The following is a 20866-nucleotide window of genomic DNA, read 5'->3' on the forward strand; positions in this document are numbered from 1 at the left end:
CCGGCTCAGGCGGGCCGGCCCAGCTCCGCGCGGAACAGGCGCAGCACGTTGTCGCCCAGGATCTTGACGATCTCCTCCTCGGCGAAGCCGTGCTTGTCCAGCGCCTCGGTGAGCAGGGGCAGGCCGCGCGGCCCGTCCAGGCCGGGCACGGCCGCCATCGCGTCGAGGCCGCTGACGGTGAACTCGCAGCAGGGCGGGGTCACGTCGTGCAGGACCTCGCGGACGAAGTCGGGGCCGAGTCCGACGTGGTCGATCCCGGCGACCCCCGCGACGTGCGCGATGTGGTCCACCAGCCGGTCCACCGTGTACTCGGCCGGGTCCTCCGACAGGAAGGCGGCCAGGAAGTTCACGCAGACCACGCCGCCGGTCGCGGCGACGCCCCGGATCTGCTCGTCGGTCAGGTTGCGGTGGTGGTCGCGCAGGGCCCGGGCCGCCGAGTGCGTCGCCATGACCGGGCGGCCGGCGAGCTCCAGTACGTGCTCGACCCCCGAGGCGCCCAGGTGGGAGATGTCGAAGATCATGCCGAGTCGCTCCATCTCCCGGACCACCGCCACGCCCGCCGCCGTCAGCCTGCTCCCGGTGGCGTCCTCACCGCTGCCGTCGGCCAGAGCCGTACGGCCCCAGTGCGCGATCGAGGCGATCCGCACGCCCAGCCGGTGCAGCGTGGGCAGCAGTTCGACGCTCGCGTCCAGGCCCGGCATGCTCTCCAGCGCCAGGACCAGGGCGATCCTGCCCTCCGCGAGCGCCTCGTCGACCTCGGCGCCGTCGGTGCAGAGCCGTACCTCGTCGGGGTTGCCCTCGGCCAGCGTGTGCGCGCACTCGATCATGCGCAGGGTCTGCCGGAGCGCCCCCTCGGGCCGGTACTGCTCGTCGACGAAGACCGGCAGCACCTGCAGGTCCACCCCGCCCTCGCGGAGCTGGGGCAGCCAGCGCTCGCGGAAGAACGACGCCCACCGCTCCGGAGGCCGGGCCGTCACTCCCATCAGCAGGTCGTTGTGGGTGTCGGCGACCACGGCGTCGTGGTGGAGGTCGGCAGCGGCGGACACGGGCGGGTCCCTCCTCGCGGGGTGGCTGTGCCCGGGACACTACCGGCCCCGCGTCGCGGCGGCACCCCCGCTCCCACCCGCGCCCGGCGTCTGCGCGGCCTCACCCGCGCGGGCCGTACCGCCGCCGCTCAGCGCGCGAAGTGGAACGCCGCCGGGCGCGGGGTACGGGTGAGCCGCCGGTAGAGGGGGGTCGGGCCCGGCCAGTTGTTGGTCACCCGGCCCGCCGCGTTCTTGTACCAGCTCGTGCAGCCCGCCTGCCAGACCGTGCCGCCCATGGCCCGCTCCAGGCTCCGCCGCCAGGAGTCCATCGCCTCGGGCCGCACCTCCATCGGTCCGCGGTCCGCCAGGTACGGCAGGCAGCCCATGATGTAGCGGACCTGGCACTCGATCATGAAGACGATCGAGTTGTGGCCGAGGTTGGTGTTCGGCCCGTAGAGCAGGAACAGGTTCGGGAAGTGCGGCACCGCGATGCCGAGGTAGGCCTCGGCGCCGTCCTTCCACTCGTCACCGAGGCGGCGGCCCTGCCTGCCGGTGACCTCGATCGGGGACAGGAAGTCGGTGCTCCGGAAGCCGGTCGCGTAGACGATCACGTCGGCCTCCCGCAGGCCGGCCGAGGTCTCCACACCCTCCGGGACGATCCGGGCGATCCTGTCGGTGACGACGTCGACGTCCGGCCGGGCCAGCGCGGGGTAGAACCTGCTGTCGATGATGACCCGCTTGCAGCCGACCGGGTAGTCCGGGGTGAGCCTGGCCCGCAGCTCCGGGTCGGGGATCTGGGCGTGCAGGTGGTCCAGGGCGCGCTTGCGCAGCAGGCCGGTGCTCCACCCGCCGGTGAGGGCCCGGTAGAGGGTGCCCTCGGCGTAGCGGTAGATCCACTCGCGGTAGGCCCGCTGCAGGAGCGGAAGGCGGAAGGCGGCCCGGGCGGCGGGGGCGAAGACGGCGTCCGGCTTGGGGATCACCCAGTTGGGGGTCCGCTGGAAGACGTCCACATGCGCGGCGGCCTCGGCCACCGGCGGGATGAGCTGGGCGGCCGACGAGCCGTTCCCGATCACGGCCACCCGTCTGCCGGTCAGGTCCACCGAGTGGTCCCAGCGGGCGGAGTGGAAGGATCGGCCCGCGAAGGAGGACATCCCCGGCAGGTCGGGCAGGTGCGGCTGGTTGAGCTGGCCCACGGCCGAGACCACCACGTCGAACAGCTCCTCTCCGGAGGCCGTGCGCACCCGCCACTTCCCCAGCGCCTCGTCGAAGGCGGCCGAGACGACCTCGGTGTCCAGCCGGATGTGCGGGCGCAGGCCGTACTTGTCGGCGCACATCTCGAGGTAGGCGAGGATCTCCGGCTGGCCCGGGTAGCGGCGGGTCCAGCTGGAGTACCGCTCGAAGGAGTAGGAGTAGAGGTGGGAGGGGATGTCGCAGCCCGCCCCGGGATAGGTGTTGTCGCGCCAGGTGCCCCCGACGTCGTGGCCCTTCTCGAAGACCGTGTAGGAGCGGAGGCCCGCCTGCTGCAGCCGGATGGCCATGCACAGCCCGCCGAACCCGGCACCGATGATCGCGACAGTAGGACTCATTGCGCAGCCCTCCGGGGGGAAGTCAGGATCCACTTACAGTAGGCGATCCGTGCCCGCCCGGGAACAGGTCCGCGCCCGCCGGGGGAGGGGGCCGATAGTCTGCGCACGTGTCTACGCTTGCCGACGTCGTCAGAGAGCTCGAATCCCGATATGACCCCCGGTGGGCGGAGTCGTGGGACGCGGTCGGGCTCGTCTGCGGCGACCCGTCCCAGCCCGTCACGAAGATCCTGTTCGCGGTCGATCCGGTGGCCGCCGTCGCCGACGAGGCGATCTCCTGGGGCGCCGACCTGATCGTCACGCACCACCCGCTCTACCTGCGCGGCACCACGAGTGTGGCCGCCACCACCTTCAAGGGCCGCCTGGTCCACACCCTGATCAAGAACGACATCGCCCTCTACACCGCCCACACCAACGCCGACGTCGCCGATCCCGGCGTCTCCGACGCCCTGGCCCGCGCGGTCGGCCTGACCGGGCCGCTGGTCCCGCTGAGCCCTTCCGCCGACGACCCCCGTCGCGGGCTCGGCCGTGTCGGCTCCCTGCCGTCCCCGACGCCTCTGCGCGACTTCGTCCGGCGGGCCGCCGCCGGCCTGCCCGGTACGGCGGGCGGGCTGCGCGTCGCCGGGGACCTCGACCGCGAGGTCCTGCGGATCGCGGTGAGCGGGGGAGCCGGAGACTCCCTGCTCGGTACGGCCCGCGCCGCCGGGGTGGACGTGTTCCTCACCGCGGACCTGCGCCACCACCCGGCGAGCGAGTTCGTCGAGGCCGCGGCAGGGGGCGACGGGGACGGCCCCGCCCTGATCGACGCCGCCCACTGGGCCACCGAGTGGCCCTGGCTGGCCGAGGCGGCACGGCTGCTGGCGTCCGGGCTGGCGTCCGGGGGGATTAATGTTGAGACGCGCGTCTCCGAGACGGTCACGGACGCCTGGATAACAACAGCAAAGTGCGAGGAACTCACGTGAAAGCAGCCCCGGCAGCCCAGAAGCGCCTGCTCGACCTGGCCGAACTCGACTCCGTGATCGACCGGCTGGCTCACCGCCGCCGCACCCTGCCGGAGCTGGCCGAGATCGACGAGCTCGCCGCCCGCGTGGCCCGGCTGGCGACCCAGGTGATCGCAGCCGAGACCGAGGCCGGAGACCTCGCCCGGGAGCAGGTCAAGGCCGAGAGCGACGTCGACTCGGTCCGCATCCGCGCCGAGCGCGACCAGAAGCGCCTCGACTCCGGCCAGGTCTCCTCGCCGAAGGACCTGGCCAGCCTCCAGTCGGAGATCGTCTCGCTGACCCGCCGCCAGAGCGACCTGGAGGAGGTCGTGCTGGAGATCATGGAGCGCAGGGAGGCCGCCGACGGGCAGGTGGCGAAGCTGGCCGCCGAGCGCGACGAGCTCGCCGCCGCCCGCGGCGCCGCCGAGGACCGCAGAGACGCGGCCTTCGTCGAGATCGACAAGGAGAACGCCGAGGCCAAGGGCAGGCGCGCGGGCATCGTCGGCGACATCCCGGCCGACCTGCTCGCCCTCTACGAGAAGCTCCGCGAGCAGTCCGGCGTGGGCGCCGCGATGCTCCAGGGCGGCCGCTGCCTCGGCTGCCGCACGAGTCTGTCCATCGCCGACCTCAACCGCATCAAGGCCGCCCCGCACGACGAGGTGGTCCGCTGCGAGGAATGCCGCCGCATCCTGGTCCGCACGCCGGAATCGGGCCTGTGACCTCGTACGTCGTCGAGGCCGACGGCGGGTCGCGGGGCAATCCGGGGCCCGCCGGCTACGGCGCGGTGGTCAAGGACGCCGCCGACGGCCAGATCCTCGTCGAGGACGCCGCGGCGATCGGCACCGCGACCAACAACGTCGCCGAGTACCGCGGCCTGATCGCCGGCCTGCGGGTCCTGCTCGACCTGGCCGGTGACGGCGCCGTCGCCGAGGTCCGGATGGACTCCAAGCTGGTGATCGAGCAGATGGCGGGCCGCTGGAAGATCAAGAACGAGGGCCTGCGCCCGCTCGCGATGGAGGCCGGGACGCTGGCCCGCCGTCTGAGGGTCACCTGGCGCTGGATCCCCCGCGAGAAGAACAAGGACGCCGACCGGCTGGCCAACGAGGCGATGGACGCCGCCGCCAAGGGCGTCCCCTGGCACTCGACCGTCTCCACCGTCTCCGGCGGCCCGGCCGCCTCCAGTGCCCTGAGCGCGGGCGCCGGGCGTCCCGGCGCGCAGGCCGTCGCGCAGGCCGTGGTCACCGCAACGGCCACCGCAACGGCCACCGCAACCCGGACGGGGCGGGAGGGCGCAGCGCAGGAGTCCCTCTTCGACTCGACTGATATTTCCGAAATATCGTCAGATGCGCCTGTGGTCACGGGCAAGGGCGCCACCGGCTGGCGGCCGCCCACGACCACCGCCACCACCCTGATCCTGCTCCGCCACGGCGAGACCCCGCTCTCCGTCGAGCGCAGGTTCTCCGGACTCGGCGACCCCGAGCTCACCCCCAACGGCGTCGCCCAGGCCGAGGCCGCCGCGGCCAGGCTCTCGCGGGAGCCGTACGGCGTGCAGGTGATCGTCAGCTCCCCGCTCAGGCGGGCCCGCGCCACCGCCGGGGCCGTCGCCGCGAGGACCGGCCTGGAGGTGATCGTCGAGGAGGGCCTGCGAGAGGCCGACTTCGGCGACTGGGAGGGCCACACCTTCACCGAGATCCAGCGCCGCTGGCCGGACGAGCTGGCGGCCTGGCTCGCCGACCCGTCCGTCGCGCCCCCGGGCGGGGAGAGCTTCGAGTCGGTGGCCCGGCGGGTGCAGGAGGCGGGGGACCGGCTCGTCGAGCGCTACGAGGGACGGACGGTCCTCGCCGTCACCCACGTCACGCCGATCAAGACGCTGCTCCGGCTTGCGCTGCTGGCCCCGCCCGCGGCGCTGTACCGCATGCACCTCGACCTGGCCTGCGTCTCGCTGATCGAGTACTACGCCGACGGCCCCGCCGTGGTGAAGGCGTTCAACGACATCTCGCACCTGCGCTGATCCGGCGACGTCCCGGGGGTGCCGGGCGGAGGACCCTCCCCGGCCGGGCGGGATCCTCCGCCCGGCCGGAACCCGCCCGGGAGCCGTTAAGCTTGGAAACACGGCGGACGAGTCGGCCGGGCGGCCGCGTCGGGTCTTTTCGAAGGCCCGCCGAGGAAGGTCCGGGCTCCACAGGGCAGGGTGGTCGGTAACGCCGACCCGGGGTGACCCGCGGGACAGTGCCACAGAGAGCAGACCGCCCCTCCTCGCGGAGGGGTAAGGGTGAAAGGGTGGTGTAAGAGACCACCAGCGCCCACGGTGACGTGGGCGGCTAGGTAAACCCCACCCGGAGCAAGGTCAAGAAGGGACGCCCTCCGGGGCGTCCCGCGCGCGGCGTTCGAGGGCGGCCCGCCCGAGTCGCGCGGGTAGACCGCTTGAGGCCGCCGGCAACGGCGGTCCTAGATGGATGGTCGCCCCTTCGCGCAAGCGAAGGACAGAACCCGGCCTATAGGCCGACTCGTCCGCCTTCTCCGCCCCTGACCTGCGGCGGAGGCTGTGCCCGGCATGATCGAAGCGCTCAGAGGGCACAATGGGGGCACATTCAGGTGAGCCCGGATGCGGCGGCGAAGGCGTCGTCCAGTGCCGTCCGCGCCCGCCCGGAGGCCTCCGGGACCAGATGCCCGTACAGGTCCACGGTCGTGGTGATGGACTCGTGCCCGAGCCACCGGGACACCTCGGAGATCGGCACACCCTCGGCGAGCGCCGTACTGGCGAAGGTGTGCCGCAGATCGTGGAACGTCATGTCCACCGGCACCCCGGCCGCGAGGATCGCGGGCTTGAGGATGTCGGCGTTGAAGTAGTCGCGGCGGATCAGGTTGCCGCGCGTCGTGCGGAGCAGCACGTCCTCGGGCTTGTGCCGGTCGACGTGCCCGGTCAGCGCGTCGGCGAGGACGGCCGGCATCGGGACGTCGCGGACGGAGGCCTTCGTCTTCGGCGGGGCCAGCACCGGACGGCGATCGATCACCACGACCTGCCGGTCCACCGTCAGCATGCCCTCGGCGAAGTCGATCCGGTCGACGGCCAGGCCGAAGGCATTGACGACGGCATGGCCGCCAAGATCCGTAACGTGATGGTGCTGTACCGGCCGCTCCGGCAGGTCGAGGGCGTCGAGATCCGGCTTCACCGCACGGTGTTCTACAACTCGATCTACCGCAGGGACGATCAGCTTCTCGTCAACACCCACGTGTACGGCCAGCCCGCCGCCAACGCGCCGGTCTTCCATCTGCGCAAGGTGGCCGGCGGGGACATGGTCTCCACCTACACCGGCAGTTTCGAAGCCGTCTGGGCCGACGCCGTCCCCATAGACTCCTGATCATGGCCCGCCGCATCGACTTCTACGACGATCCCGCCGCGCCCGCGCCCAACAGCCTGGTCCCGTCGGTCAACGTCGTGGTCACCAACGACGCGGGCGAGATCCTGATGATCCGCCGCAGCGACAATGACAACTGGGCGGTGCCCGGCGGTGCGATCGACCTGGGCGAGTCCCTGCCCGAGGCGGCGATCCGGGAGACGCTGGAGGAGACCGGCGTCCGGTGCGAGATCACCGGGATCGTCGGCACCTACACCGATCCCAAGCACGTCATCCTCTACACCTCCAACGGCGAGGCCCGGCAGGAGTTCTCCATCGTGCTCACGGGCCGCGCCGTCGAGGGCGAGCCGACGCCGAGCGATGAGTCCCGCGAAGTGCGCTGGGTGTCCCGCGGGGAGGTCGAGACGCTGACGATGGACCGGTCAATGAGTTTGAGGGTCGGCTATTTCCTGGCCGGCCGGGCGGTGCCGCACATCGGGTGAGATCAACGCTGGTCGAGGATGTGCCGCCTCTTCGGAAGCCAGTGAACAAGGTTGCCGCTCATGCAGCTTCCGCGAACTCGCACATCAGCCCTACGCGCCTCTTCTGTCTCGTGGGATCCACGCCCGCCATGGTGGAGTTGTCCCAGAGACCTCCAGGGGCGAGGAACCGAGCCGCGTGTTCGGTCGCGTGCAGCTCGTCCAGGTACATCTGATCTTTCAGGTCACTGGAGCTGTTTTGAGCCGGGGCGGGGATGATGGGCTGGTGGATCTTTCCAGTCTGGAGCGTCAGCGTCTGGTGGCGGTCACCGCGGCTCTGTTCACCCATGGAATCGATGCCCCCGAGCTACTGCACGTGTGGCTCCATCTGGAGTCGGTGACCGTCGTGGTTCGTGTCACCGCTGACTGGACACTCCACATCACGCCTGACGAGCCGGGGGAGAGCTACACGATGCCTGAGCTCGGCAGTCGTGTTGATGTCGTTCCTACTCCTGCCGATGCCCCCTTTGTGCGACATGTCGGAGAGCGGCTTGTGCGCGTGGTCGAGGGGTTCGACATCGACCAGCCCGCTCAACGTGTGCAGGCGCGGTTCGTCTTTGAGACGGGAAGTGTGGTCGCGTGGAGCTTCGAGGGTGGCCTCCACCTGGTCGGCGGTGAGTCGTCGGGGCTGTTGGAGTAGCCGCTCACAGTTGAGATCGTGTGTCATTGCTGGAAAACCCCGCAGGGCACATCCAGGGCACATGATCGGGAGAAACCCCGAGGATCAGTGGAAGATGCCGAGAGGTGAAATGCGCCCTGACCAGGCCTGCCGTACGTAGGACCTGGTCAGGACAATGCCGTTCGCGCTACATCGGCAAGCGTGGGAAGCCAGGTCGGGAGCGTGCTCGGCAGGCTGAGGGCGGAACGCGGCTCGACGGAAAACAGCTCGATCCCGCCCGCGACAGACGGGTACCTTCCTGATCGGAGCAGGCCGATCCCGCAGGAGGGGTGTTGAGGCGTAGGAGTCCACAAGAGAAGAAGCGCCTGAACTATGCCAAGGACCGCCGCAACGCCTACGGGGAGAACGACAAGAGCTCCCGCAAGAACATCCGGCGCAACAAACGCGCTCCTCACCGGGCGAACCGGCACCGCGTGAACCAGGTCCTCGAAGCGGCCGTCGGCGCCGTCGACGAGGGCGCCGAAGAGGAGGTCGAGCGGCGGCTGCTGACGAAGCGGCCGAAGTCCTGGGAGAAGTCCCCGGACGCGCCTCTGGGGGAGATCGTTCAGTACACCCTGCGGCGACGGATGACGTTGGGGACCGGTGATCCGGGGCGGGACGCCGCCCGTCTGGAACGCGTCCGTCGGCGGACTCGGCAGCCGGCCGACTGAGCGTGCCCCACTCAGGCACCGCTGCTCGCCTCTCAAGAGACCCTGCGGAGGGCACATCGGGGGCACACCGCATCCGCAGGCGGTGGCAGACAACGTCAAGCGACGAAAGCGTTCCTGTAGCTCTACAGCTTGATCACCAGCCCCGTACAGGTCACGGGAAGGCTGAATCAGAACCCGGCCCACAGGCCGACTCGTCCGCCCCACCCGCCCCGAACCGCGGCGGAGCTGCGCGCCTGCGGATCGGCCACTCCCTTGCCGGCCGGGCGGTGCCGCACGCCGGACAGCTCATCCCGGCGCGGATGAGCGCCATCACCGGCCACGCACATGCTCCGGCGACGAGGCATCATGATCAGAGAAGGCGCCGGCCGACGCGGGAGAACCGATGCGGGACAGATCGCTCAAGGCGCTGAGCAAGTGTGTGGACCGCGTCGTCGACACTGAAGACCCCTCCCACGTTCTCGACCCGGTGATGCTCGAACACGCCCGCCGCCTAGTCGCCTCCTACGACGACGAGCGGCCCGACACCGAGATCCTGTCAGCTGTGGGCCTGTTCCACTGGCTCCGGTTCACCGCGCGCGGCGGGGAGGATCCCGAGGAAGCAGCGATCGCGTTCTGGGCGTTCGCCCGCTGCATGATCTACGACGACGAACCTCCACCTCGAAAGCTGATCCCTCATGTCCTGCCGGAGGCCGTGAACCTGGCCACCGGCCTGTTGCAGCGGGCAGCCGAATCTGATGATCTGCACCTGACCGAGCAAGCCGTGGACGCATGGCAGCGCATCGAAACCGCCACCCCCGCCGACCACCCCGATCAGGCCGTGATGTGGGCCAACCTCAGGGTCGCGTTGCTGCTGCGGTTCGGGCAGACCGAGGATCCCGCGGACCTGGAGGAGGCGATCCCGGTATGGGAGCAGGCGCTGGAGGCCCTTCCCGCCGATCACCCCGACAGAGCGGATCTGCTGTCGCAGCTCGGTTGCGCGTTGCTGACACGGTTCGAGCGGGCTGAGACGCCCCAGGATCTGGAGAAAGCCATCGCCGCGTGGAGGCAGGCGGTTCAGATCACCCCCGCCGGCCGCCCCGATCGAGCGGTGCACCTGTTCAACCTCAGTACCGGGCTGCGGATACGGGCCGATCTGACCGGAACGCCTGCAGATCGGGAGGAGGCGGCCACCGTCGAGGAACAGGCGGCACGGGCCAGGAGAGAGAACGATCTCCAGTGATGCCCGTGACACGGGGATTCAGCGCAGACCCTCGCGTCGCCGGCTTCATGCGGTCGGACGGCCGTCTGCCTCGGGGAGTCGGCTATCTCCGCATGAACGGAACTTCGTAGGAGGGCGGCTGCCCGTTCATCAGGTCGGTCAGCTCGGCCTCGTCGAGATCGAGAACGAGGGCGCTGCCCGCCTGCTGCGGCTCCCAGCCACGTTTCAGGGCCGTCCGTACGGTCTCCGCCACGAGCGCCGGTCGTACGGCCATGGCGCGCTCCCCGGACCAGGCGTCCGGCCGGGAGCAGGGAAGCGATACCAGAAGCACGCGGCCCGGCCGCTCGGCCGCCTCCACCGCGAAGGTCAGCGGCCCCCAGCTGTTCCCCTGGCAGTAGGTGGGCCTGCGGCGGATCCGCCAGCGGTAGGTGGCGCCGTCGACCGTGATGAGCCGTGAGCCCTTTTTGGGGATCGCCATGAAGCGGCCTCCGTTTTCGTCCCGTCACCTGTTCCGCGCGAGCCGGGAACCAGCGAGAAGCGACATGAGACGCCCGCAAGGGTAACCCCCGCCCGAGGACGTGATCGAGCCGTTTTCGCGGCAGGCGACCGGGACCGGCGCCGGAGGTCATCCCGGTCTGCGGGGCCATGGCGGACGAGGGCATGAGACGGCCGACGGGCGTGGACCCCGCCGTCATGCGGGGCTGATCGTCGCGGCGATCGTGGCGCCGAGTTCCCAGCAGGCCGCCAGGTCGTCCTTGCCCGGCGCGCCCGTCACCGTCACCGGCCGGTGGACCGGCTCCCAGTCGAGCCCGGAGGCGATCGACTCCACCGCGCGGACGGCGCCGGCCGTGTTGTCGTTGCCGTGCACGTACAGCGCGTACGGCAGACGCCGGGTCTCCTCCAGGCAGGGATAGTAGACCGTGTCGAAGAAGTGCTTGAGCGCTCCGCTCATGTAGCCGATGTTGACCGGGGTGCCCAGGACGATCCCGTCGGCCTCGAACACGTCGACGGCGGTGGCGCGCAGCGCCGCTCGGGCGACCACCTCCACCCCTTCGACCTCGTCGGTGGTGGCGCCCCGCCGTACCGCCTCGAAGAGTTCCCGCAGCGCAGGAGAGGCGGTGTGGTGCACGATCAGCAGACGCCGGACATCTCGCGACACGGTGCCGATCCTCTCATGTCCGTCCGTCCCGGATCAGGTGATCAGGTGAGCACGCAGGCCTCCCCGGCGGACCCGATGTCCTTGAACGTGGAGCAGGCCGGGGCAGAGCAGACGCGGAGTGAGGGGGGACGCCGGCGGCGCTGGGCAACTCCGGTGCGACGTGGCACGATTTCGCAGGTGACCAGCACTCCTGCCGCGGCGCAGCACCTGCGCGACCTCGCGCGGCTGCGCCGCGTCCGCGACCGGATCGACCGGGAGTACGCGCAGCCGCTGGACGTCGAGGCGCTCGCCCGCGGCGCGCACATGTCGGCCGGGCACCTCAGCCGCGAGTTCCGGCGCGCCTACGGAGAGTCGCCGTACGCCTATCTGATGACGCGGCGCATCGAGCGCGCGATGGCGCTGCTGCGTCGTGGCGACCTCAGCGTCACCGAGGTCTGTTTCGCGGTCGGCTGCTCGTCGCTGGGCAGCTTCAGCACCCGCTTCACCGACCTGGTCGGTGTGCCGCCCAGCACCTACCGCCGCCACGCGGCACGCGCGGCGGCGGGGATGCCGTCATGCGTGGCGAAACGGGTGACCAGACCGGTCAGGAATCGAGAAGCGCCGGTCACCGAGCCGCACCTAGCGTGACTGCCATGAACATCACCATCCACGCCAGCTTCCTCCCGCACGACGACCCGGACGCCTCCCTGGCCTTCTACCGCGACATCCTCGGTTTCGAGGTCCGCAACGACGTCGGATACGACGGGATGCGCTGGATGACGGTCGGCCCCGCCGACCAACCCGGTACGTCCATCGTCCTGGAGCCGCCGGCCGCCGACCCCGGCATCACCGACGACGAGCGCCGCACCATCGTCGAGATGATGGCCAAGGGCACTTATGCCGGCGTCCTCCTGGCCACCGCCGACCTCGACGGCGCCTTCGAGCGGGTGCAGGCCGGCGGCGCCGAGGTCGTCCAGGAGCCGGCCGAGCAGCCGTACGGCGTCCGCGACTTCGCCGTCCGCGATCCCGCGGGCAACCTGATCCGCGTCCAGGAACTGCGCTGAGCCGTCCGGCCGTCGCGGTCACGACCTGCGAGACGGCGCCGTACCCGGTGCCGCCGCCCTTCGGCTGGGGCGGCGAGGCGCTGGACGGCCACGCCGTACTGCTGGTTCCGCGCCAACGGAGGGTCCGCCACCGGTCGTCGGCTGCCGGCATGCTTGCGCCGTTCGTGTCAGGCCGGGCCGGTCAGATCGAGCCGGGCGACGCCGACTCCGGTCGCCGTGCGGTGACCTGCGCATTCACCGCGCGGCGACCGTCCGGTCCCGGCCCGGTAGCTCCCCTCAGGAACCGCAGACCGTGCCCTCGGCGGGGACCTTCCCGTCGATCAGGTAGGCGTCGGCGACCTTCGTCGTGCAGGTGTTGACCCCGTAGGCGCCGTGGCCCTCGCCCTTGGACGTCACCAGCACCGCCGTCTTGAGCTGCCTGGTCAGCTTCGGCCCCCACGCGTACGGCGTGGCCGGGTCACTGGTGGTGGCGACCACCACGATCGGGGCCGAGCCGGTGGCGTCGACCTTCTTGGCCGCGTTGCTGCCGGCGAACGGCCAGGCCGCGCAGAGGCTGCCCAGGCCGGTGCCGCCGAACATCGGGGAGATTCTCCGTGCCGCGGCCTCGGTCTTGGCCTGTTCTGCGGCGCTGGGCCGCTCAGCGGTGTCGGCGCAGCTGATGGCCGGGAAGCTGGTCATCAGGGTGGAGTAGGTGCCGTCGGGCTTGCGGCCGGTGTAGCTGTCGGACAGGCCCAGCAGGAGCCGGCCGTCGCCCTTGAGCGCCAGGCCCAGCGCCTGCTCCAGCACCGGCCAGGCTTGCTGGGCGTACAGCGCCGCCCCGATGCCGGTGACCGCCAGCCCCTGGGTGAGCTCCCTCCGGCCGACCTTCAGCGGCTTGGCGTCCAGGCGCTTCCACAGTGCCCGGACCTTGTTACCGGCCGACTTGCGGTCCGCGCCGAGCACGCACTTGCCGGGGCCCTTGGCGGCGCAGTCGGCGAGGAACGCCTCATACGACCGCTGGAACCCCCTCATCTGGTCGAGGGTGCGCTGCCGGAAGGAGAGCGTCGGATCCAGCGGGGCGTCCAGCAGGAAGCGACCCACCTTCTCGGGGAACATCGTGGCGTAGATCGCGCCCAGATGCGTGCCGTACGACATGCCGAAGTAGTTGAGCCTGCCCTCGCCCAGCGCCTCACGCAGCCGTTCCAGGTCCTTGGCGGAGCTGATGGTGCCCACATGCGGCAGGATCTCACCGGAGGTCTCCTGACAGGCCTGGACGAACTCCGCGGTGACCCGCTTCAGCTGCGCCCGCTCTGCCGAGGTGTCCGGGGTGGAGTCGGCGGCGTTGTACTTCTCCGTCTCTGCGGCGCTGCCGCACCGGACGCCGGAACTGCGTTCCACTCCGCGCGGGTCGAAGGAGACCAGGTCATAGCGGGTGTTCAGCGCGGTGTAGGCCGGAGCGGCCAGGGGCAGGATGTCCACGCCGGAGCCACCGGGTCCGCCGAAGTTGAACACCAGCGAGCCCAGTCGCCTGCCGGAACCGGCGGCCTTGATGCGGATCAACGCCAGGTCGATGGTCTCGCCGTCGGGATCGGCATAGTCGAGGGGGACGGTGAGCGTGCCGCACTCGGTGCCCGCGGGGAGCTTCTGCCCCTCGGCGGGCCGCATGTCGGCGCATGACCCCCAGGTGATCGTTCCCTGTCCGGTGGCGCCCGAGCCGGTGCTCGCTGCGGAGGCCGGGCCACCGGCGGTGACCAGGGCCAGGGGCAGGGCGGCGGCGATCGTTGTGATCTTCATGTGACGCGCGGAAGTTCTTCTCATGATCTGAAAGTCCCTGACGAAGCGAGATGTCCTTACAGGAACGATCTTGTTCTTCTCGTCCGCCCGCAGACAGTCGTCGATATCACCGGACGCTCGTGAATCTTGCAGGTGAGCTCAATGACAAATGTCAACCGGTCCGAGGGCCCCGCACCGTCGCATCCGCAGGCGACGCCAGATGACGACAGCGTTCCCGCAGCTGGAGGGTTTGGTCACGGGTTCCCGGAGGTCGCCCTTCGGGCTCAGCCCGCGGGATCGAGGAACAGGGCGCTGAGACGGGGAAGGCGCCGGCGGGTCTCGTGCTGGTCGTTCACGTCCCAGTTCTCACCCACCGGCTTGCCGGGCCGGTCCATGACCGCCACCACGGCCGTCACCGCGTCATCGAACGAATCCGACTCTCCCTGGATGCGTTCGTACGCCCACCTCGTCGCGTAGGAGGCGTCCTCGCAGCCGATCCAGGCGTCTCCGGTACGGCTCATCCGCACCACGACGGGAAGGCCGGCGAGGGAGTCGGGGTCGGCGACGGCCCGGGTGAACGTCGTACGGCCCAGCAGCATGAGCCCGGTGCGGAAGTCCATGAAGCCGTCGTCTCCGCAACCGCCCTCGATGAGCTGCGCGGCATTCCACAGCGGCCACCGGTAGGCGGAGTCCTGCAACCGGATGTGAATCCGCTCGAACGCGATGATCTCGGCAGGTTCCAGCTCCAAGAGCAGGCCGGTCAGGATTTCCACCATCGGATCATCGGGCGGGTTCCGGTCGCCGGCTCGGCCGCCGGCGGCCTTGCGCGCCCGCTCGATGATGTCCCACCAGGTGTCGACGTCCATTCCGGTCACCCTAGCGACCGAGGTTCTCCCACCGGACAACGGCGGACTCCGCAGCATGGTGACCGTCCCACGGGGGCGAGCGCCACTTCGCCGGCAGGGTCGAGGCGTGGGCCGGACCCCGCTGCACCCGTGTGGCCAGGCCCGGCGGCGTGGCGCAGGCCTCCGGAGTCACCGTGATCCATCCCGGGGCCGGCGTGTCACGGATGGGCCCGCGCCTGCCGGCGGCGGAACTCGTCGAACGGCGTGCGGTCGAACACGAACCGGTTGTAGACGATCTTCCCGTCGCGGACCGTGACGCACTCGGCCGCCGGTGCGCTCCTGGCCGGGATCGTTTCGGCGTCGTACATGAGCACGGCCGTGCTGTCATCCCCGAACGCGGCGATCATCTCCGCTCTGATGAGGAACCGCTCGGCGAAGGGCGCGAGGAAGTCCCGGTACGCCCGGACGCCGTCGAGCCGTCCCGCTGGGGCGTCGCACACGACGTCGTCGGCGATGTAACCCATCGCCAGGTCGAGGTCCTTGTCGGTCGTCCACGCGCGGTGGTGGGCCAGCGCGATCTGCAATGCTGGGCTGGTCATGATGTCTCCTTCCGGTGTTGCTCATTACGACACCGGAGACCCGCGGAACGGAACGGTCGTGGCGGAAATCGCGTTCGAAGAGCTGATCGTGGCGTACCGGCGCGAACTGCTGCTGCACTGCTACCGCCTGCTCGGCTCGCTGACCGATGCGGAGGACGTGCTGCAGGAGACGCTGCTGGCGGCCTGGCGCGGCCTGGGCGACTTCCAGGGCCGCGCGTCGTTGCGGTCGTGGTTGTACCGCATCGCCACCAACCGTTGCCTCAACGCGCTGCGCGACCGTGGCCGGCGGATCCCGCCCGCGCCCAACCCGCCGTTCCGGCCGCCGGAGCCCAGCCGCCACGGTGACGTGCCATGGCTGCAGCCGTACCCGGACGCGCTGCTGGAGCACGTGCCCGACGCCGGGCCCGGCCCCGAAGCGCGATACACGGCACGGGAGGCGGTCGAGCTGGCGTTCGTCGCCGCGCTCCAGCGGCTCCCGCCGCGGCAGGCCGCCGTGCTGGTGCTCTGCGACGTGCTGGGCTACCCGCTCGGTGAGGCCGCACCGATGCTCGACACCACGCCGGCCGCCGTCAAAGGACTGCTGCAGCGGGCGCGGGCCTCGCTCGACCGGCACCGTGGAAACACCCGAGACAGACCGCCCGCACCGGAGTCGTCGCAGGAGCGTCGCCTGGTCCGCCGTTTCGCCGAGGCCTTCACCGCCGGCGACATCGGCGCGCTGGTCGCCCTCCTCACCGATGACGCGTGGCTGGCCATGCCCCCCGCTCCGCACGAGTACCACGGCGCCGCGGCGATCGCCTCGTTCCTGCGCGCGAGCACCGAGTGGCGTGCGCACCGGCGTCTGCTCCTGCGGCCGACCCGCGCCAACGGGCAGCCGGCGTTCGGCTGCCGCCTCCTGGACGCCGGCGAACGACCCGCGGGACTGATCGTGCTGACGCTCACCGGCGATCGCCTCCACGGCATCACGCGGTTCCTCGACAACCGGCTCCTGCACCACTTCGAACCGCCGCTCGCCGGCCAGGGCTCCGGCGGCGCGGCATGACCGCGCGCCTGCGACGGCATCCACCGGCTCGATCCGGTCAGTGCCCGGCCCCACCCGGTCCGGCGCCCGCGTGGATCATTCGTTGGAGTTCCGAAGAGCCGCGGTTGCCGGTGTGAACACGCATCCCCGCCACTCCGGCCGGGATGCGGCGGGTCAGCCGCCGCAGGGGCACGGTCCCGCGGGCCGGATCCCGCTCACGTCCCCGCGAGCGTCGACGGCGACCTGGCAGCACGACAGCAGCAGGGCGCGCAGCCGGGCCCGCGCCCGCTGGATCCGGGACTTCATCCCCGGAATCGAGATCCCGAGCCGGCGGGCGGCCTCGGCCTGGGTCAGGTTCTCGTAGTCGACCAGCGTGATCGCCTGGCGGTCGCGCTCCGACAGTCGCCCGAGCATCGGCGCCAGGCATCCGGCCAGCGCGGCCAGCGCGCCCGGGGCGGCCGTCTCCGGGGTCAGGCTGCGGTCGAAAGCGGCGCGGGCCTGCGCCCGTCCGGCTCGTACGGTTGCGCGGTGGTGATCGATGATCGCGTTGCGGGTGACCTGGTAGACCCAGGCCTCCAGCCGCCCGGGGTCGCGCGGGCCGGCGGCGGCGCGGCTGATGCGCGCCAGCACCTCCTGGACGATGTCCTCGGCCTCGTCGGGCCGGTCGATGCGTGATGCGACGAAGGCGACCAGCCGGGTGCGCATGTCCGTGATCGCCGCCGTGGTGTCGGTCGTCGGACCGGGGTGCGTCGTCACGATCCTCCTCCTTCTCGGGTGCCCCGGGGCCGGGCGACCGGCCCGGCCCCGGGTCCGTGCGGGTGTTACCGGCAGCCGCAGCTGCTGGGCGCTTCGGCCGGGGCGTCGGCCGGAGTGCCGCAGCAGGCGCCCTTGTCCTCGGGTGCGCAGCAGGTCTGCAGGGTAGTGGTCGGGCAGCAGGCCGCGGCGGGCGCCTCGGCGCCGGTGACAGTGCCGGTGTCGGTCGTGGTCATGGCAGATCCTCCGTCTCGGGAAAAACAACTCACAGGGGTAGACGGTGAACCCCGGTAATGGATGCACTCCGGTTCACCTGGCTGGTTAGGTCGCTGCCTAATTTGACATCTCTCTAACCAGAGTGGCAGTCTGAGTGCTGCTTAGACAAACTTCGAAACACGAGGTGTGAGATGCGTTCCCTGTTCCGCCGCCGCCCGGCCGCCGCGATCGTCTCCTTCGACGAGGCCACCGGTGCCGTCTGCGACCGCGCCTGCCGGGCCGAGGCCACGATCGAGCGGGCCCGTACCGCCGCCTGGCTGGTCCGCTGAAGCCCGTCCACCGTCCGAGAACGACCGTCCGACCCAGGAGGAATGATCATGAGCAGTGGATGCTGCGGCCCGGTGGCCGCTCCCGCCGAGCAGAACGCGCAGGCCGTACAGGTCACGCGCAGCCCGCAGACCGCGGTCCGGCCGCAGGACTCCGGCTCGCGCCCGGACGCCCTGCCCGTCGTGGTGATCGGTGCCGGGCCGGTCGGCCTGGCCGCCGCCGCGCACCTGGCCGCCCGCGGCCTGGACTTCCTGCTGCTGGAGGCCGGAGCCCAGGCGGGCGCCTCGATCGCGCAGTGGGGGCACGTACGGACCTTCAGCCCGTGGAAGTACAACCTCGACGCCGCCGCGCGCCGCCTGCTGGAGGCCGGCGGCTGGACCGCGCCGGATGAGGACTGGCTGCCCACGGGCGCCGAGCTCATCGAGGGCTATCTCGCCCCGCTGGCGGCGCACCCGGCCGTCGCCCCGCACCTGCGCCTGAACGCGAGGGTCGCCGGCATCAGCCGCGCCGGGTTCGACCGGGTCCGCACCACCGGCCGCGAGGCCGCGCCGTTCCTGATCCGCCTGGCCGACGGCGAGGAGATCTCCGCCCGCGCCGTCGTGGACGCCTCCGGCACCTGGACGACGCCGAACGTGCTGGGCGCCTCCGGCCTGCCGGCCCACGGCGAGCACGAGGCCGCCGCGTTCGTCGACCACGCCCTGCCCGACGTGCTGGGCGCCGACCGGGAGACCTACGCAGGCAGGCACACCCTGGTCGTCGGCGCCGGCCACTCCGCGGCCACCACCCTGCTCGCCCTGGCCCGCCTGGCCGAAGAGGCGCCCGACACGCGCATCACCTGGGCGGTCCGTGCCGGGAACGCGACCCGTACCTACGGCGGCGGCGCGGCCGACGCCCTTCCCGCCCGGGGAGCACTCGGCGCCGGCCTGCGCGAGCTGGTCGAAACCGGTCGCATCACCCTGCTGACCGGGTTCTTCACCCACACCGTCGTCACCGACGCCGAGACGGTGACGGTGATCAGCCGTGACCCGTCGGGGAACGAGCAGAAGGTCACCGTCGACCGGATCGTGGCCGCCACCGGATACCGGCCCGACCACTCGATCTCCAGCGAGCTGCGTCTGGACCTGGACGCGATCCTGGGCTCCACCCGGGCGCTGGCCCCGCTGATCGACCCCAACCACCACTCCTGTGGCACGGTGCCCGCGCACGGGGCCGACGAGCTGGCCCATCCGGAAGCCGGTTACTACGCCGTCGGGGTCAAGAGCTACGGCCGTGCCCCGACCTTCCTGATGGCCACCGGATACGAGCAGGTCCGCTCCGTCGTCGCCGCTCTCTCGGGCGACTGGGAGGCGGCCCGAGACGTCCGGCTCGACCTGCCCGAGACCGGGGTCTGCTCCTCCAGCCTGGCCGCGGCCCAGGAGGCCCGCGTCGGGCTGGCCACCGGCATCAGCGGCGGCCTGCTGGCCGCCCCGCTTCCCCTCGCCGGAGTCGGAGCGGCCGGGACCGGCGGCTGCTGCGGTTGAGCGACCGCGTGCGTAAGCCGATCCCATCCGCCGCCCCGGTTCCTGCCGCGCCCTCCGGCGGAAGCGGCGGAGACGGCAGGAGCCGGGACCGGTACGGCGGGCGGCTGGTCGCGGCGCTGGCGATCACCCAGACCGCCGGGTACGGCGTGCTGTACTACGCCTTCGCCGTCCTGCTCACTCCCATGCAGCGCGACCTGCACGCCGGCACCGGCCAGATCGCCGGGGCGCTGACGGTCTCGGTGCTGACCACGGCGCTGGCCGCGCCGCTGGTCGGCCGCCTGCTGGACGCCCGCGGCGGCCGGAGCCCGATGACCGCCGGGTCCGCGCTCGGTGCGGTGGCGGTGCTGGCCTGGTCGCAGGTCACCACCCTGGTCCAGTTGTACGCGGTGCTGGCCGTCGTCGGCCTGGCGGCGTCCATGGTGCTGTACGAGGCGGCTTTCGCCGTCGTCATCGCCGTCTCCACCCCCGCGCGCCGGCCCCGGGCACTGCTGGCGATCACCATCGTGGCGGGCTTCGCCTCCAGCGTGTTCCTGCCGCTGACCGGGTTCCTGGTCGGAGAGTTCGGCTGGCGCACGGCCCTGACGCTCCTCGGCGCGGCCTACGGTCTGCTGGCCGTCCCGTTGCACGCGCTGACCCTGCCCGGTCGCGACCGCGTTCGCGGCCGGGCCGGTCCGGCGCCGGGGCCGCACCGGTCCGAGCTCGTGCGCACGGCCCTGCGCGGGCGGGCTTTCTGGCTGCTGGCCGCCGCCTTCCTGGCCCAGACCGGTGCGGTCGCCGTGATGGGGGTACTCCTGGTCGCCTACCTGATCGCCCTCGGCCATCCGCCGCTGCTGGCCGCCACCGTGGCCGGGCTGCTGGGCGTTCTGTCGGTCACCGGCCGCCTGGTCAGCACCGCGCTGTCGACTCGCTGGCCCGTCGCCCTGGTCACCGCCGCGATCTTCACCCTGGAGGGCGCCGCGGCCGTCCTGATGCCGCTGATCGGCCGCAGCACCGCCGGCGCGGTCGTGGCGGTGACGCTGTTCGGGCTCGGTTTCGGGGTGGCGACCATCGCCCGGCCCGCCCTGCTGGCCGAGCGGTACGGCACCAGCGCCTACGGCAGCATCAGCGGCGCTCTGGCCCTGCCGGTCATGGCGGCCAAGGCCGGCGCCCCCCTGCTCGCCGCGACGATGGTCCCGATCGTCGGGTACACCACCGTGATGGCCGGGGTGGCGTTCGCCTGCGGTCTGGCCGCGGTCGCGCTGACGGCCTACTACCGCGTACCATTTAGACCAGCGTCGAAGTAAGGAGTCTTCCCATGGCCGCCCCCACCGCCACCTGCTGTGCCCCGATCGCCCGCGAGCCGCTGGCCGAGACCGAGGCCGCCGAGCTGGCGGTGCTGCTCAAAGCGGTCGCCGACCCGGTCCGGCTGCGCCTGCTGTCGATGATCGGCTCCCACGCCGGCGGAGAGGCCTGCGTGTGCGACCTGACCGACGCCTTCGACCTGACCGCCCCGACCATCTCCCACCACCTCAAGGTGCTCCGGACGGCCGGGCTGATCGACTGCGAGCGGCGCGGCACCTGGGTGTACTACTGGATCGTCCCGGCCGCCGTGGCCAGGCTGGGGGAGTTGTTCTCCCCGCTGGCCGAACCCGCCGCCGTCTGA

Annotated in this window: 26 protein-coding genes and 1 other RNA gene; 16 read left to right on the forward strand and 11 right to left on the reverse strand. The window is 71.5% G+C overall.

Annotated elements, in window-relative coordinates; all coding sequences use genetic code 11:
* Positions 1–5: 5 nt before the first annotated feature.
* A complete protein-coding gene (locus HS041_RS23580) occupies positions 6–1046 on the reverse strand; it encodes a dipeptidase (protein ID WP_307845429.1) in 1041 nt (346 codons plus the stop codon).
* A 128-nt stretch (positions 1047–1174) separates the two neighbouring features.
* Entirely contained in the window at positions 1175–2611 is a 1437-nt protein-coding gene (locus tag HS041_RS23585; protein WP_196442987.1) for a flavin-containing monooxygenase, read from the reverse strand.
* Between the two features lie 107 nt (positions 2612–2718).
* On the opposite strand from HS041_RS23585, the gene HS041_RS23590 reads away from it, so the two are divergent.
* From HS041_RS23590 to rnpB, 4 genes are all read left to right on the forward strand, one after another.
* Positions 2719–3570: a Nif3-like dinuclear metal center hexameric protein gene (locus HS041_RS23590; RefSeq protein WP_196442988.1), complete on the forward strand. Its 852-nt coding sequence runs from the start codon at positions 2719–2721 to the stop codon at positions 3568–3570.
* Entirely contained in the window at positions 3567–4307 is a 741-nt protein-coding gene (locus HS041_RS23595) for a zinc ribbon domain-containing protein (protein WP_196442989.1), read from the forward strand. Before HS041_RS23590 ends, HS041_RS23595 begins: the two co-directional genes overlap by 4 nt.
* A complete protein-coding gene (locus HS041_RS23600) occupies positions 4304–5599 on the forward strand; it encodes a bifunctional RNase H/acid phosphatase (RefSeq protein ID WP_307845430.1) in 1296 nt (431 codons plus the stop codon). Before HS041_RS23595 ends, HS041_RS23600 begins: the two co-directional genes overlap by 4 nt.
* A gap of 108 nt (positions 5600–5707) precedes the next feature.
* Positions 5708–6102, forward strand: an RNA gene (rnpB, locus tag HS041_RS23605) — RNase P RNA component class A.
* Positions 6103–6179: 77 nt separating this feature from the next.
* Here the strand turns inward: rnpB and HS041_RS23610 are convergent.
* Positions 6180–6629 carry a tyrosine-type recombinase/integrase gene (locus HS041_RS23610; protein WP_230879568.1) on the reverse strand — a complete coding sequence of 150 codons (450 nt, stop codon included), beginning with the start codon at positions 6627–6629 and terminating at the stop codon, positions 6180–6182.
* A 54-nt stretch (positions 6630–6683) separates the two neighbouring features.
* Here HS041_RS23610 and HS041_RS23615 point away from each other — a divergent pair, with 54 nt between their 5' ends.
* Entirely contained in the window at positions 6684–6950 is a 267-nt protein-coding gene (locus tag HS041_RS23615) for a hypothetical protein (protein WP_196443575.1), read from the forward strand.
* Between the two features lie 2 nt (positions 6951–6952).
* Positions 6953–7429 (forward strand): NUDIX hydrolase, encoded by a 477-nt coding sequence (locus HS041_RS23620; RefSeq protein WP_196442992.1) that lies wholly within the window; start codon positions 6953–6955, stop codon positions 7427–7429.
* 58 nt (positions 7430–7487) lie between these two features.
* Here HS041_RS23620 and HS041_RS40475 read toward each other — a convergent pair whose 3' ends face one another.
* Complete coding sequence (locus HS041_RS40475; RefSeq protein WP_374058871.1) at positions 7488–7637, reverse strand: DUF6000 family protein; 150 nt, start codon at positions 7635–7637, stop codon at positions 7488–7490.
* On the opposite strand from HS041_RS40475, the gene HS041_RS23625 reads away from it, so the two are divergent.
* The 3 genes from HS041_RS23625 to HS041_RS23635 all read left to right on the forward strand — a co-directional run bounded on the left by HS041_RS23625 (position 7605) and on the right by HS041_RS23635 (position 10013).
* Positions 7605–8105 carry a hypothetical protein gene (locus tag HS041_RS23625; RefSeq protein ID WP_307845431.1) on the forward strand — a complete coding sequence of 167 codons (501 nt, stop codon included), beginning with the start codon at positions 7605–7607 and terminating at the stop codon, positions 8103–8105. The genes HS041_RS40475 and HS041_RS23625 overlap by 33 nt on opposite strands.
* A gap of 311 nt (positions 8106–8416) precedes the next feature.
* Entirely contained in the window at positions 8417–8794 is a 378-nt protein-coding gene (locus HS041_RS23630; RefSeq protein WP_196442993.1) for a hypothetical protein, read from the forward strand.
* Positions 8795–9212: 418 nt separating this feature from the next.
* Positions 9213–10013 (forward strand): tetratricopeptide repeat protein, encoded by an 801-nt coding sequence (locus HS041_RS23635; protein ID WP_196442994.1) that lies wholly within the window; start codon positions 9213–9215, stop codon positions 10011–10013.
* Between the two features lie 82 nt (positions 10014–10095).
* On the opposite strand, the gene HS041_RS23640 is transcribed toward HS041_RS23635, so the two are convergent.
* On the reverse strand, positions 10096–10470 hold the full coding sequence (locus tag HS041_RS23640; protein ID WP_196442995.1) for a hypothetical protein: 375 nt from the start codon (positions 10468–10470) through the stop codon (positions 10096–10098).
* A 213-nt stretch (positions 10471–10683) separates the two neighbouring features.
* Positions 10684–11151 (reverse strand): flavodoxin family protein, encoded by a 468-nt coding sequence (locus tag HS041_RS23645; RefSeq protein WP_196442996.1) that lies wholly within the window; start codon positions 11149–11151, stop codon positions 10684–10686.
* Between the two features lie 168 nt (positions 11152–11319).
* Here HS041_RS23645 and HS041_RS23650 point away from each other — a divergent pair, with 168 nt between their 5' ends.
* Positions 11320–11778: a helix-turn-helix transcriptional regulator gene (locus HS041_RS23650; protein ID WP_307845481.1), complete on the forward strand. Its 459-nt coding sequence runs from the start codon at positions 11320–11322 to the stop codon at positions 11776–11778.
* Positions 11779–11783: 5 nt separating this feature from the next.
* Positions 11784–12194, forward strand: coding sequence for a VOC family protein (locus tag HS041_RS23655; protein WP_196442997.1), 411 nt, complete (start codon positions 11784–11786; stop codon positions 12192–12194).
* Positions 12195–12470: 276 nt separating this feature from the next.
* Here HS041_RS23655 and HS041_RS23660 read toward each other — a convergent pair whose 3' ends face one another.
* The 3 genes from HS041_RS23660 to HS041_RS23670 form a co-directional block, all read right to left on the reverse strand.
* The gene (locus HS041_RS23660; RefSeq protein ID WP_230879569.1) at positions 12471–13967 is read right to left on the reverse strand and encodes an alpha/beta hydrolase; all 1497 of its coding nucleotides are present in this window, start codon (positions 13965–13967) and stop codon (positions 12471–12473) included.
* A gap of 263 nt (positions 13968–14230) precedes the next feature.
* Complete coding sequence (locus HS041_RS23665; RefSeq protein WP_196442999.1) at positions 14231–14812, reverse strand: DUF4240 domain-containing protein; 582 nt, start codon at positions 14810–14812, stop codon at positions 14231–14233.
* Between the two features lie 197 nt (positions 14813–15009).
* Positions 15010–15390 carry a nuclear transport factor 2 family protein gene (locus HS041_RS23670; protein WP_196443000.1) on the reverse strand — a complete coding sequence of 127 codons (381 nt, stop codon included), beginning with the start codon at positions 15388–15390 and terminating at the stop codon, positions 15010–15012.
* A gap of 58 nt (positions 15391–15448) precedes the next feature.
* Here HS041_RS23670 and HS041_RS23675 point away from each other — a divergent pair, with 58 nt between their 5' ends.
* Entirely contained in the window at positions 15449–16429 is a 981-nt protein-coding gene (locus HS041_RS23675; protein WP_307845432.1) for an RNA polymerase subunit sigma-70, read from the forward strand.
* A gap of 153 nt (positions 16430–16582) precedes the next feature.
* Here HS041_RS23675 and HS041_RS23680 read toward each other — a convergent pair whose 3' ends face one another.
* Both HS041_RS23680 and HS041_RS23685 read right to left on the reverse strand, forming a co-directional pair.
* Positions 16583–17164 carry a sigma-70 family RNA polymerase sigma factor gene (locus HS041_RS23680; protein WP_196443001.1) on the reverse strand — a complete coding sequence of 194 codons (582 nt, stop codon included), beginning with the start codon at positions 17162–17164 and terminating at the stop codon, positions 16583–16585.
* A 65-nt stretch (positions 17165–17229) separates the two neighbouring features.
* Positions 17230–17397 (reverse strand): hypothetical protein, encoded by a 168-nt coding sequence (locus HS041_RS23685; RefSeq protein WP_196443002.1) that lies wholly within the window; start codon positions 17395–17397, stop codon positions 17230–17232.
* 171 nt (positions 17398–17568) lie between these two features.
* Between HS041_RS23685 and HS041_RS23690 the strand changes: the two genes are divergently transcribed.
* From HS041_RS23690 to HS041_RS23705, 4 genes are read left to right on the forward strand one after another with little or no spacing between them, the layout of a single operon-like run.
* On the forward strand, positions 17569–17706 hold the full coding sequence (locus HS041_RS23690) for a hypothetical protein (protein ID WP_196443003.1): 138 nt from the start codon (positions 17569–17571) through the stop codon (positions 17704–17706).
* Between the two features lie 48 nt (positions 17707–17754).
* The gene (locus HS041_RS23695) at positions 17755–19224 is read left to right on the forward strand and encodes an FAD-dependent oxidoreductase (RefSeq protein WP_196443004.1); all 1470 of its coding nucleotides are present in this window, start codon (positions 17755–17757) and stop codon (positions 19222–19224) included.
* Between the two features lie 8 nt (positions 19225–19232).
* Positions 19233–20507 (forward strand): MFS transporter, encoded by a 1275-nt coding sequence (locus HS041_RS23700; RefSeq protein WP_307845433.1) that lies wholly within the window; start codon positions 19233–19235, stop codon positions 20505–20507.
* 11 nt (positions 20508–20518) lie between these two features.
* Entirely contained in the window at positions 20519–20866 is a 348-nt protein-coding gene (locus HS041_RS23705) for an ArsR/SmtB family transcription factor (protein WP_196443005.1), read from the forward strand.

The organism is Planomonospora sp. ID67723 (genome assembly GCF_015711605.1).
In the GTDB taxonomy this organism is placed as follows: Bacteria; Actinomycetota; Actinomycetes; order Streptosporangiales; family Streptosporangiaceae; genus Planomonospora_A.

Bases quoted from the DNA above. Each gene is read 5' to 3' on its own strand.
- HS041_RS23690 (WP_196443003.1), top strand. From the start codon at position 17,569: ATGCGTTCCCTGTTCCGCCGCCGCCCGGCCGCCGCGATCGTCTCCTTC.
- HS041_RS23670 (WP_196443000.1), bottom strand. From the start codon at position 15,390: ATGACCAGCCCAGCATTGCAGATCGCGCTGGCCCACCACCGCGCGTGG.
- HS041_RS23640 (WP_196442995.1), bottom strand. From the start codon at position 10,470: ATGGCGATCCCCAAAAAGGGCTCACGGCTCATCACGGTCGACGGCGCC.
- HS041_RS23615 (WP_196443575.1), top strand. From the start codon at position 6,684: ATGGCCGCCAAGATCCGTAACGTGATGGTGCTGTACCGGCCGCTCCGG.
- HS041_RS23610 (WP_230879568.1), bottom strand. From the start codon at position 6,629: ATGCTGACGGTGGACCGGCAGGTCGTGGTGATCGATCGCCGTCCGGTG.
- HS041_RS23685 (WP_196443002.1), bottom strand. From the start codon at position 17,397: ATGACCACGACCGACACCGGCACTGTCACCGGCGCCGAGGCGCCCGCC.
- HS041_RS23655 (WP_196442997.1), top strand. From the start codon at position 11,784: ATGAACATCACCATCCACGCCAGCTTCCTCCCGCACGACGACCCGGAC.
- HS041_RS23665 (WP_196442999.1), bottom strand. From the start codon at position 14,812: ATGGACGTCGACACCTGGTGGGACATCATCGAGCGGGCGCGCAAGGCC.
- HS041_RS40475 (WP_374058871.1), bottom strand. From the start codon at position 7,637: ATGTACCTGGACGAGCTGCACGCGACCGAACACGCGGCTCGGTTCCTC.
- HS041_RS23705 (WP_196443005.1), top strand. From the start codon at position 20,519: ATGGCCGCCCCCACCGCCACCTGCTGTGCCCCGATCGCCCGCGAGCCG.
- HS041_RS23660 (WP_230879569.1), bottom strand. From the start codon at position 13,967: ATGAAGATCACAACGATCGCCGCCGCCCTGCCCCTGGCCCTGGTCACC.
- HS041_RS23585 (WP_196442987.1), bottom strand. From the start codon at position 2,611: ATGAGTCCTACTGTCGCGATCATCGGTGCCGGGTTCGGCGGGCTGTGC.
- HS041_RS23695 (WP_196443004.1), top strand. From the start codon at position 17,755: ATGAGCAGTGGATGCTGCGGCCCGGTGGCCGCTCCCGCCGAGCAGAAC.
- HS041_RS23620 (WP_196442992.1), top strand. From the start codon at position 6,953: ATGGCCCGCCGCATCGACTTCTACGACGATCCCGCCGCGCCCGCGCCC.